Source organism: Actinomadura sp. BRA 177 (genome assembly GCF_013372625.1).
In the GTDB taxonomy this organism is placed as follows: Bacteria; Actinomycetota; Actinomycetes; order Streptosporangiales; family Streptosporangiaceae; genus Spirillospora.
Genome location: NZ_JABXFD010000585.1, coordinates 1 through 6,328, shown reverse-complemented (window position 1 = coordinate 6,328; position 6,328 = coordinate 1). Strand labels below are relative to the sequence as shown.

General features: G+C 76.1%; 11 protein-coding genes. 2 read left to right on the top strand and 9 right to left on the bottom strand.

Annotated elements, in window-relative coordinates; all coding sequences use genetic code 11:
* The coding region (locus tag HUX53_RS33385; RefSeq protein ID WP_176407235.1) for an NAD-dependent epimerase/dehydratase family protein at positions 1 to 130 on the bottom strand (130 nt) is incomplete at its 3' end.
* 91 nt (positions 131 to 221) lie between these two features.
* Positions 222 to 1,274 carry an aminotransferase class V-fold PLP-dependent enzyme gene (locus HUX53_RS33380; protein WP_176407234.1) on the bottom strand — a complete coding sequence of 351 codons (1,053 nt, stop codon included), beginning with the start codon at positions 1,272 to 1,274 and terminating at the stop codon, positions 222 to 224.
* Between the two features lie 84 nt (positions 1,275 to 1,358).
* Here HUX53_RS33380 and HUX53_RS40360 point away from each other — a divergent pair, with 84 nt between their 5' ends.
* Positions 1,359 to 1,472, top strand: a complete 114-nt coding sequence (locus HUX53_RS40360; RefSeq protein ID WP_217920213.1) for a LysR family transcriptional regulator — start codon at positions 1,359 to 1,361, stop codon at positions 1,470 to 1,472.
* On the opposite strand, the gene HUX53_RS33375 is transcribed toward HUX53_RS40360, so the two are convergent.
* The 3 genes from HUX53_RS33375 to HUX53_RS33365 form a co-directional block, all read right to left on the bottom strand.
* Complete coding sequence (locus HUX53_RS33375; protein WP_176407233.1) at positions 1,469 to 2,266, bottom strand: IclR family transcriptional regulator; 798 nt, start codon at positions 2,264 to 2,266, stop codon at positions 1,469 to 1,471. The two genes, HUX53_RS40360 and HUX53_RS33375, sit on opposite strands and share 4 nt — an antisense overlap.
* Positions 2,267 to 2,328: 62 nt before the next feature.
* Positions 2,329 to 2,700: a VOC family protein gene (locus HUX53_RS33370; protein WP_176407232.1), complete on the bottom strand. Its 372-nt coding sequence runs from the start codon at positions 2,698 to 2,700 to the stop codon at positions 2,329 to 2,331.
* Between the two features lie 84 nt (positions 2,701 to 2,784).
* Complete coding sequence (locus tag HUX53_RS33365) at positions 2,785 to 3,255, bottom strand: PPOX class F420-dependent oxidoreductase (RefSeq protein ID WP_176407231.1); 471 nt, start codon at positions 3,253 to 3,255, stop codon at positions 2,785 to 2,787.
* An 86-nt stretch (positions 3,256 to 3,341) separates the two neighbouring features.
* Between HUX53_RS33365 and HUX53_RS33360 the strand changes: the two genes are divergently transcribed.
* Positions 3,342 to 3,866 carry a pyridoxamine 5'-phosphate oxidase family protein gene (locus tag HUX53_RS33360; protein ID WP_176407230.1) on the top strand — a complete coding sequence of 175 codons (525 nt, stop codon included), beginning with the start codon at positions 3,342 to 3,344 and terminating at the stop codon, positions 3,864 to 3,866.
* A 456-nt stretch (positions 3,867 to 4,322) separates the two neighbouring features.
* Here HUX53_RS33360 and HUX53_RS33355 read toward each other — a convergent pair whose 3' ends face one another.
* The 4 genes from HUX53_RS33355 to HUX53_RS33340 form a co-directional block, all read right to left on the bottom strand.
* Positions 4,323 to 4,616: a hypothetical protein gene (locus HUX53_RS33355; RefSeq protein WP_176407228.1), complete on the bottom strand. Its 294-nt coding sequence runs from the start codon at positions 4,614 to 4,616 to the stop codon at positions 4,323 to 4,325.
* Positions 4,617 to 4,620: 4 nt separating this feature from the next.
* Entirely contained in the window at positions 4,621 to 5,832 is a 1,212-nt protein-coding gene (locus tag HUX53_RS33350; RefSeq protein WP_176407227.1) for a hypothetical protein, read from the bottom strand.
* A complete protein-coding gene (locus HUX53_RS33345; RefSeq protein WP_176407225.1) occupies positions 5,829 to 6,074 on the bottom strand; it encodes a hypothetical protein in 246 nt (81 codons plus the stop codon). The genes HUX53_RS33350 and HUX53_RS33345 overlap by 4 nt, the downstream gene beginning before the upstream one ends.
* On the bottom strand, positions 6,071 to 6,328 hold a 258-nt coding region (locus HUX53_RS33340), incomplete at its 5' end, for a group II intron maturase-specific domain-containing protein (RefSeq protein WP_217920212.1). The genes HUX53_RS33340 and HUX53_RS33345, both read right to left, overlap by 4 nt.

The following is a 6,328-nucleotide window of genomic DNA, read 5'->3' as shown; positions in this document are numbered from 1 at the left end:
CGTCGGCGGCCTGGGCGGCCAGGCCGTCGGCCTGGGCGCCCAGGCCGCGGACGCGGTGCCCGGCGGCGGTGAGCGCCGCGGCGATGTGCGAGCCGATGAATCCGGCCGACCCGGTGAGCAGTACGTTCATGGCGACGAACGTAGGCCGCGCGGCGCGGCCGGGACGGCCCTGAAGGCCCGGTCAAGGCACCTTGTTCGAACCTTGTAAGAACTTCACCCCGTCACGTGCCGACGAGGGGGGCGAGGAGTTCGACGGCCTTGTCGACGTCGGCGTCGGTGGTCGTGAGGTGGAACGCGCACCGCAGCCGCCCCGCCCGGACGGTGGCGATGACGCCGTTGCGGCGCAGCAGTTCGGCGGTGCCGTCGGGGACGGTCACCGCGACGATCGCCGAGTCGCCGGGCGGCAGGCCGAGCCCGGCGGCGAACCGGCGGGCCAGCGCCACGTCATGGTCGTGGATCGCCTCGACGCCGACGCGTCCGAGGAGTTCCAGGGCGGGGGCGTGCCCGGCCCAGCACTGCCAGGCCGGGGACAGGTCCAGGCGGCGCGCGTCGCCGGCCAGGCGCAGCGGCAGCCCGTAGACCGAGTCCCAGATGTCGGCGCCGGCGTACCAGCCGGCGCCGATCGCCGGCAGCGCGTCCAGTGCCTCGGCGGTGCCGGTGAGGAAGCAGGTGCCGCGGGGGCCGAGCAGCCATTTGTAGCCGCCGGCGACGAGCCAGTCGACGCGGCCGGCGGGCAGCGGCAGCCATCCGGCGGCCTGGGTGGCGTCCAGCAGGATCCGGGCGCCGTGCGCGCGGGCCGCGCCGATCAGGTCGTCGATGGGGGCGATGCGGCCGTCGGCGGACTGCGCCGCCGACACCGCGACCACGCCCGTGCCGGCGCGGACCTCCTCGGCGATCCGCTCCAGCGGCACCGACCGGACGGTCAGATCCGGGCGGGCGGCGAACGGGAACAGCAGCGAGGTGAAGTCGCCGTCGGCGACCAGGACCTCGGTCCCGGCGGGCAGCGACGCCGCGGCCAGCCCCACGAAGTAGGACACCTGCGGCCCGCACGCGACCCGCGCGGCGGGGACGCCGAGCAGCCGCGCGAACGCCTCCCGCGACCGGGTGACCGCCTCGTCCAGGTCGGTGGGGACCATCAGCCCGGCGGCCCGGTCGCGTTCGGCGGCGAGCATCGCCTCGTGCGCGGCGCGGGGCGGCAGCCCGTAGGTGGCGGTGTTGAGGTAGGCGACGCCGGCGCTGAACTCGCGCTGCGCCTCGGCAACGGTGAGGGTCATGCACCGATCGTCGTGCACCACCGTCACATAGCACAAAGTACGGTTTTCTGGGCGTCCCATCAGCGTGGTCGATACCTTGCGGGGATGCTGGACCCGCACCGGGGCCGGATCCTGCGGGAGGTGGCCCGGCTCGGCTCGATGACCGCCGCCGCACGGCGGCTCGCCTACACCCGGCCGCTGGACGAGCTCGCCGGCTAGGACAGGTGGCGGTGCAGGTCGGTGAGGCGGCCCGCGGCGGCGAGGACGGCCTCGGCCAGTCCCGGGAGCCGGTCGTCGCCGAACCGGACCGTGGGGCCCTGCAGCGCGACCGCCGCGAACACGCGGCCGCCGCCGTCGCGGACGGGCGCGGCGACCGCCTGGACCCCGACCAGGCGCTCCTCGTCGTTGAGCGCGTAGCCGCGGTCGCGGACGCGCCGCAGGTCGGCGTCCAGTTCGCCGCGGGTGGTGAGGGTGGCGGGGGTGTAGCGGCGGAACGGCTCGGCCATCGCGACGGGGTCGCCGCCGCAGGCCAGCAGCGCCTTGCCCATCGCGCAGGTGTGGATCGGGTCGCGGTCGCCGGGCGGCCGGTCGTAGCGCAGCGGATGCGCCGACGGCAGGTGCAGCAGGACCGCGACCTCGTCGCCGGCCCGCACGCCGAGGCTGACGGCCTCGCCGGTCCCGTCGCGCAGCGCGGTCAGCTCGGGCCGCAGCAGCGTGGCGCCCATCCGCTCCAGCGCCAGGCCGCCGAGGATCGCGGTGGTGGGGCCGAGGAAGTACCGCTCGGTCGCCGGGTCCTGCGCCAGCATCCCGGTGGCGTGCAGGGCGTGCACGATGCGGTGCGCGGTGCTGACCGACAGCCCGAGCCGGTGCGCGATCTCGGTGGGGGTCTGCCGGGCGGCGCCCTCGAAGGACCGCAGCACCGCCACCGACCGGTCCACGGTCTGCGTCCCCGGCTTGGGCCGGCCGTCCCCTTCCGCCCGCCCGCCGGGGACGGCGCCGCTGTCGTCCGTCACGGCCCCCATCCTCGCACCGCGGCCCGGGACGCCCCCCGGCAGGGGGCGCCCCGCCGCGCCGGCTAGCCCTGCCGCAGGCACACGCAGAACGGGTGCCCGGCCGGGTCGGCCAGGACCCGCCAGCGGCCCCCGCCGGGCTGGAACCCCAGCGTGGCGCCGCCGAGTTCGGCGACCCTGGCCTCGGCCTTGTCCAGGTCGTCGACGTAGAGGTCGAGGTGGAACTGCTGGGGCCGCTCCCCCTCGGGCCACGTCGGCGCCCGGTGCCCGGCGACGCCCTGGAAGTAGACGTCCGGGCCGCCGGGCAGCTTGACCGCGGCGGCCTCGGCGGTGTCGTAGGTGACCTCGCCGCCGGTGAGCGCCGCGTAGAACGCCGCGAGGGCGGGCGGCTCCGGGCAGTCGATGGTGACGGCGGCGAACTCCGCGATACCGGTCATGGGGCAACTCCTTCGTCGTCGGAACGCACCCCACGCTTCCAGGAGAAGCTGACACCCTCTGTCAGGTACCGCGGACCGGGCGGGCTAGCCGCCGGGGGCGAGGCGGGCGGGGAACCCGCCGGTGGCGATCGGGCCCCACCGGTCGATGGTGACGCGGATCAGCGACTTGTCCTGGCGGCGCATCGCCTCGCGGTACTCGTCCCAGTCGGGGTGCTCCCCGGCGATGCACCGGTAGTAGTCGACGAGGGCGTCGGCGGCGGCGGGCATGTCGATGACCTCGGCGGTCCCGTCGACCTGGACGTAGGGGCCGTTGAAGTCGTCCGACAGCACGCACACCGACACGCGCGGGTCGCGGCGGGCGTTGCGGGCCTTGGCGCGCTCGGGGTAGGCGGAGATGACGATGCGGCCCTGGCCGTCGACGCCGCAGGTGACCGGGGACATCTGGGGGCGCCCGCCGGCGCGGGCCGTGGACAGCAGCGCGTGGTGGCGGGGACGCAGGAAGTCGAGCAGTTCCGGGCGGCCGACACGGTCGGCGGTGGCGATCGAAGGAGCCATGATCCCCACCCTAGGGAACCGGGCGCCGATGAGTTCGCCGGCGCCGCGCGGTCTGCACCATGACAAGCAAGTGAGGGAGGACGACGATGACCGACCGCGAACCCGTCGAGGCCCGCGACCTCGACATCTACGGCGCCGGGGAGCTGGCGTGGGAGAGCGTCCGGGACGCGCTGGTGGCGGCGCTGCCGAAGATGGAGACCGCGGCGTTCCTGGGGACGGTCCGCCCGGACGGGCGCCCGCACTCGGCGGGCATCGGCCCGCAGTGGCGGGACGGCGACATCTTCTTCGTCAGCGGGCCGGGCACCCGCAAGTCGCGGAACCTGGCGGCGAACCCGGCGTGCACCCTGTCGATCCGCACGCCCACCGGGGACGTGGTGCTGGAGGGGACGGCCGAGCGCGTCACCGACCCGGCCGTGCTGGAGCCGGTCGCCGCCGGCTACCGGGAGGGCGGCTGGCCCGCGCGGGTCGACGGGGACGCCTTCACCGCGCCGTTCAGCGCGCAGAGCGCGGGCCCGCCGCCGTGGCACGTGTACCGGTTCACCTTCCGCACCGTGGTGGCGCTCAGCACGGTGGAGCCGTTCGGCGCGACCCGCTGGAGCTTCGAGACCTGATCATCGACTTTGGTCTACGGTCCCGTCGCCGTTCGGGCGTTGGGAAGGCCGCCGGGCGGCGGCGAGCATGGGGGGCATGACAGGGGGAATCTCGCCGAGCGGCGCGCCCGCGGGCCGCTGGACGCTCGACCACGACGGCCACCGCCTGCAGTTGGAGACGGGCCGCACCGGCTGGGACCACGCCGCGCGCCTGTACGTCGACGGGGAGCGCGCGGCGGAGGCCGCGGGCTTCCCGAAGGCGACGCTGCCGTACGGGGACGAGGAGGTCGTGGTCGCGTTCGACGTCCGCGGCCTCCTCGACGGGCAGGCCGCCCGCTGCGCGCTGACCCCGCCGAAGCGCGGTGATGACGAGAAGCCCGGCGACGGCGGGAAGCGCGGGGAGCCGGTGGCGTTCGCGCCGCCGGAGGGGACGCGGGCGGCGCGGCGGGAGGCGTTCGCGCGGGCGCATCCGGCGGTCTACGCCTCCCGGCACGTGGCGGCGGCGACGGCGCGGGTGCTGTTCCCGCTGCTGGGGCTGGGCGCACTGGTGAAGGTGCTGCTGGACCGGGTCCCGCGGCCGGACGTGCGGCTCCCCGACATCGACCCGCCGTCGCCGCCGTGGCCGGAGATCCCGTGGCCGGACGTCCCCTGGCCCGGCCTGCCGGACGTCTCGGCGCCGTCGTGGGCGGGCGCGGCCGCGGCGGCGGCGAAGTTCGCGGTGCCGGTCCTGATCGCGGTCGGCGTCGCGGCCAGGGAGGTGGAGCGGCGCAAGCGGTCAGCCGCTGAGCAGGGCGAACAGCCCGGCGCAGGTGAGCGCGACCATGACGGCGGCGACAAGGAGCTGCCCGCGCAGGGCGGGGCCGGGGCCGCGCAGGGCGAGGTCGTGCGCGGCGATGGTCCCGGCGATGTGGCCGAGGACGATGGCGTTGACCTGGACCTGCGCGGTGAGCACCGGCCCGGCCAGGCCGTAGTCGATCCGGTTGCCGGTGGAGCCGAGCAGGTCCGCGCCCGTCCCGAACGGGTCGCTGGCGAGGATGAACGTGGTCTGGCCCTCCAGGACGAAGAAGGAGAAGTAGTGGGCGAGGGTGTAGCCGAGCGCGATCGGCAGCAGTGTCGCGGCGAACCGCCCGGGCAGGACGGCCGGGTCCTGGCCGGTCAGCCGCGCGCTGAGCCGCAGCGCCGCGACGTACAGGAGCGTGACGGCGCCGATCGCGGCGGCGAGGCCTAGCGTCCCGGCGGACACGCTGGACGGGTCGACGTTGTCGCGCCAGTAGGTGGTGCGGGTGACGCCGTCGAACCCGGTGGAGCCGATGAGCACGCACGCGGCGGCGGTGAGGCCGGGTTCGGGGGCGCCGGTCATGAGGCCGGTCAGCGGGGTGCGCCACACCAGCGTCCCGTCGCCGCGCCGCCCGGCCGGGCACAGGCGGGCCAGGAGGCTGGAGTAGGCCTCGAAGCCGTCGCCGCGGGTGAACCAGTCGCGGCCGAACCACCAGGCCGCCGCCGTGTTCGCGGCGGCGTAGGCGAGAATGAGCGTCCCGACGACGCGCGGGTCGGAGCGGTCCGGGGCGACCAGTTCCAGCCACACGAACCCGGTGAGCCACGCGGCGGCCGGCCAGTACCCGAGCCGGGCCGGGAGCGGGCGGCGCCCCGCCGGGGGTGTGCGGGTGGCGCGGCACAGGGCGGCGTGCAGGGTCCGCAGCGGGTTGACGCGCCGCCACACCGGCCCGAGCAGGACGCTGGCGGGGACGAGCCCGACCCAGAACGTCACGAACAGCGCCCACGGCGCCAGGTTGGCGTCGGCGGCGGGCGGCCCGGCGAACGCGACGGCGACGACGAACCCGGCCGCGGCCAGGGCCAGGGCGCGTCCGGCGAGGGTGGGGGCGGGCGCGTCCAGGACGCGGGCGAGCACCGCCGGTAGCGGCCGCCCGGCGCCCGGGTGCAGGCGGGGCCTTTTCCACGCGGCGATGAGCGCGGCGGCCGCGCTCATCCGACCTGCAGTTCGAACACGCGGGCACCGGAGTGGTGCAGTTCGGCCTCGAACACGCCGGGCGTGCCGGCGGTGAACCGCAGCGTGGCGGGACGCCCGGGGGTGATCTGCAACTCGCGGTCGTAGCCGTGCAGGTGGAACTCGTCGGCGGTGTCGCCGGTGACGGTGATCTCGACGACGGCGCCGCGCGGCACCTTCACGCGCCGCTGCGCGGTGCGCGCCTTCCCGTCCCGCACGGTCACCGCGACCCGGACGACCTGCGGCCCGGACGGCCCCGTGGTGGGGGCGGCGGTTCGGGGGGCGGGTCAGGGGCTGGTGTTTGCGGGGGACGCCCGGGGGTGAGCTGCCACCAGGCGTACCAGAGCAGGTAGGCGAAGGGCCGCGTGGGAGCGCCGTAGCGAAAGGAGGCCGCCCAGCCGCGAAGGACCGGGTTGACCGTCCGCAGCACCTCAGCCAGCGAGAGCGAGGTGGTACTTCGCCCTGTCAGCTTCTTGAT

Coding starts and splice junctions, on each gene's coding strand:
- HUX53_RS33350 (WP_176407227.1), bottom strand. CDS start 5,832: ATGAGCGCGGCCGCCGCGCTCATCGCCGCGTGGAAAAGGCCCCGCCTG.
- HUX53_RS33380 (WP_176407234.1), bottom strand. CDS start 1,274: ATGACCCTCACCGTTGCCGAGGCGCAGCGCGAGTTCAGCGCCGGCGTC.
- HUX53_RS40360 (WP_217920213.1), top strand. CDS start 1,359: ATGCTGGACCCGCACCGGGGCCGGATCCTGCGGGAGGTGGCCCGGCTC.
- HUX53_RS33360 (WP_176407230.1), top strand. CDS start 3,342: ATGACCGACCGCGAACCCGTCGAGGCCCGCGACCTCGACATCTACGGC.
- HUX53_RS33365 (WP_176407231.1), bottom strand. CDS start 3,255: ATGGCTCCTTCGATCGCCACCGCCGACCGTGTCGGCCGCCCGGAACTG.
- HUX53_RS33370 (WP_176407232.1), bottom strand. CDS start 2,700: ATGACCGGTATCGCGGAGTTCGCCGCCGTCACCATCGACTGCCCGGAG.